This window comes from Anaplasma phagocytophilum (assembly GCF_023476575.1).
GTDB classification, from domain to species: domain Bacteria; phylum Pseudomonadota; class Alphaproteobacteria; order Rickettsiales; family Anaplasmataceae; genus Anaplasma; species Anaplasma phagocytophilum_A.
This window is the reverse complement of sequence record NZ_JAHLEX010000120.1, coordinates 1-3013: the sequence shown is the minus strand read 5'-3', so window position 1 is coordinate 3013 and position 3013 is coordinate 1. Positions and strand designations below refer to the sequence as shown.

Here is a 3013-nt window from a genome sequence, read left to right as displayed (position 1 = left end):
GCTTTCGGGTTTATATTTTTTGTTTTTCCAGCAGGATTCTGTTTGATGCAGTAGGCATGTTGTGTTGCTTGTCTAGGAGGTATAGGGGAGCAAGTGATTTGTGTGTGCATACAAATAGTTGTGTGAATTTGTACTAGAAAAGGAGTGATAAATGGCTTCTAAGGCGCTGTCTTTAGTACTGTAATATGTGTTCGAAAAGTTTACGACTGGTGTGCTGTGAATTACAGCAATCACGGGATTGTGAAAGAAGGACATATTGCACTCTAGGTGAGGCAGCGCAGATTTTTTTGGTGAGGTTATTTTTTATTCGTTTCCATAATAGCGTTGCGTGTATATAAGCACATGGAATGTAGAGATAGTATGGCTGCGATACACAGAAATGTCTCACCTAAACGTACAATAAATTCACAGTTAAGAATCAGCAATGCGGTCGCAACCATCTGCATGACGGTCTTCACCTTCCCAACTTCACTTACAGGTACACTTATATTGGCTGCTATAAGAAACTCCCTCATACACGATACAAGCACTTCCCTGCACATGATGATTATTACGAATAATACGGGAATACCAGTGATTTTATTTGTATAAATAAGCATCACAAAAGTAGACAATACTATGAGTTTATCAGCTGCTGGGTCAAATATTCTACCAAACCGTGACTGCACACCCCACATGCGAGCTAGATAACCGTCGAAGAAATCTGTGACACAAGCGAATATAAAAATGAGCAGCGTTACGTACTGCGCACACGCCCCGCAATTTATATAGAAGCTTGCCACAACTGCAGGTATTGCTAGTACCCGAAAAATAGTCAACAAGTTAGGAAAGATTTTCCTCAAGCTACTACCCTACAAAAATTCACAGAACACCCTTTGCTGGTGATCAGACAACTATGTCTTGTTCCCAACTCTTCACGTAGTAAAAACACGATGTACATAGAGCTCCCATTGTACATACACAGCGAGGTCAACTCTACTTATTACGCAGATCGACCACAAGATATTTCAACTGAGATGCTGGAACGACACCTCCACATTGCGCCGTTCATGACAAAAAACTCCAGCTATTCCCTAAGAAGAGCCACATCGCACACAAGGAGGTACTCTACATGTAACAGATCCCAGTCCAACTACGTACTGGGGAAGATTAGAAGCAGAAACCTTTACATGTCAAGCTTTAGCTCTGAAAAATGGATCTTAGAAATTCTCAAATAGGCATAAATATATTTAATTATTCATCTTTTATTAATACTTTATATTGCTGAACACCCAACGCCTCTATGAGTACGATGTGCAATTTTAGATGTTTTCCACCTTTTTTATTTGCATGTCAGCTAGGCTACTTGTACCATACCCATTTACCGCATAGCTCTGTGTATGGTTGCGATTAACAATGCTAACAAGGAACTGTGTCGTGGATGGCTGATGGTAGCTATTCATGCTTTGGGTATATCGGGTATTTTATCCATATTGATTGTATTTCTCAGGATGCCATTTCTGAAATCTGTGATTCCCGAATCAGATAGAATATTTGACCTCTCTCTGGTAATACACGTTAACTTTTCAGTATTGGTATGGCTATGTTCTATATCTTCCATATTGATAAGCATGGCCGTTCAGGAAAAAACAAAATTTTTTAGCTATACCTGGGGATTATCTGCAGTGGGTACTGTACTTATAGCGCTATCAGCCATAAGCAAGAATTCTATACCGATTAAGAGTAACTACATACCGGTTATAGATAACAGCACTTTTTTTGTAGGCTTAACCTTATTTTTTGCGGGTGTCGTACTAAATACTTTGCCTCTACTCTACCGCAGGAATGCTCTCACTTCATCTCCTATATCAGCTGGGGTATATGGGATATCTGCAATGCTTACAGCGGTTCTTATATGCTTCACTTCGGCGCATGCTGTTACAAGTAGCACTGCAGACCGTTTATATTTCTACGAACAGATATTTTGGGGTGCGGGACACATGCTACAGGGTGTCTTCAGTCAGGCTTTTCTTGTGGTTTTGCTGCTTGAGATGAAAAATTGCAAAATGACACATCCATACTTACTGGGTACGGTGTTTCTATTGAATACTGCATCTATTCTTATAGCTTCGGCTTCGCATGTTATCTATCCATCAGATTTTGACGCTTTGGCGACATTCTTTACCTGGCACATGCGCATTGCAGAAGGGGTCATACCGCTATTTCTGGTATTTTTTGCTTTGTGTAATACAAGAGCGATAATGCAAAGCAGTAACCGCCACTTGCTCTATTCAACGGTTATGTTCATCTATGGCAGCATACTGGGGATTTTGAGTATACATGGTACTGTGACGATACCTGCACATTATCACGGCTGTGTTGTGGGTATGACAGCTGCATTTATGGGATTTGTATACACCATACTTCCGAGTTTGGGTTATAGGGAAGTATCTCTCAAGTGGCGAAACGCTCAACTAGGTATTTACAGCATAGGGCAAATACTTCACATAACGGGTTTGGAGTTATTAGGTGGTTATGGTGCCTTACGTAAGGTTACTTATTTGCCGGATACTGCTTCGAAGATAGCGAAACATTGTTTTTCGTTTGGCGGAGCTTTAGCAATATTAGGAGGCTTTTTATTTGTATTTCTTGCACTTATGTGCATTTATCGTGGACAACAGGGCAAAGGTGTTTCTTTAGAAAGTGTATAAGAAGCTTTAGTGTACATTATGAATGTTTTGTGTAAAACACGACATTTCGTTGTAAAAGCCCACTCATTATCATGCCAGGCAACAGCGCAAGAGAAGTTGGCATCATTGATGTGAGTTTGCAAAGATCAAAAATTACACTATGTGTTGCGTGGTTAAATCTACTGGTACTAGCGTCTCATAAGTGGACAGGCGCGTGGGGCCCACTTTTTATCTGGAAAAGAGATTATAGCTATAGTATGAGCATGCTCAAGAGGGTGCCATGTATTATGGCCGAGGTGGATAGGTAATTAAAGAGTGCTGTGTAACTTATTTATACGAAGTGT

The 3013-nt window shown here is 40.4% G+C and carries 2 protein-coding genes; one reads left to right on the top strand and one right to left on the bottom strand.

Annotated elements, in window-relative coordinates; translation table 11 throughout:
- Window positions 1-296 precede the first annotated feature (296 nt).
- A complete protein-coding gene (gene pgsA, locus KPX09_RS04905; RefSeq protein ID WP_249549248.1) occupies window positions 297-842 on the bottom strand; it encodes a CDP-diacylglycerol--glycerol-3-phosphate 3-phosphatidyltransferase in 546 nt (181 codons plus the stop codon).
- Window positions 843-1379: 537 nt separating this feature from the next.
- On the opposite strand from pgsA, the gene KPX09_RS04900 reads away from it, so the two are divergent.
- Window positions 1380-2690, top strand: a complete 1311-nt coding sequence (locus KPX09_RS04900; protein WP_249549247.1) for a cbb3-type cytochrome c oxidase subunit I — start codon at window positions 1380-1382, stop codon at window positions 2688-2690.
- Window positions 2691-3013: the final 323 nt, after the last annotated feature.

Bases quoted from the DNA above. Each gene is read 5' to 3' on its own strand.
- KPX09_RS04900 (WP_249549247.1), top strand. From the start codon at position 1,380: ATGGTTGCGATTAACAATGCTAACAAGGAACTGTGTCGTGGATGGCTG.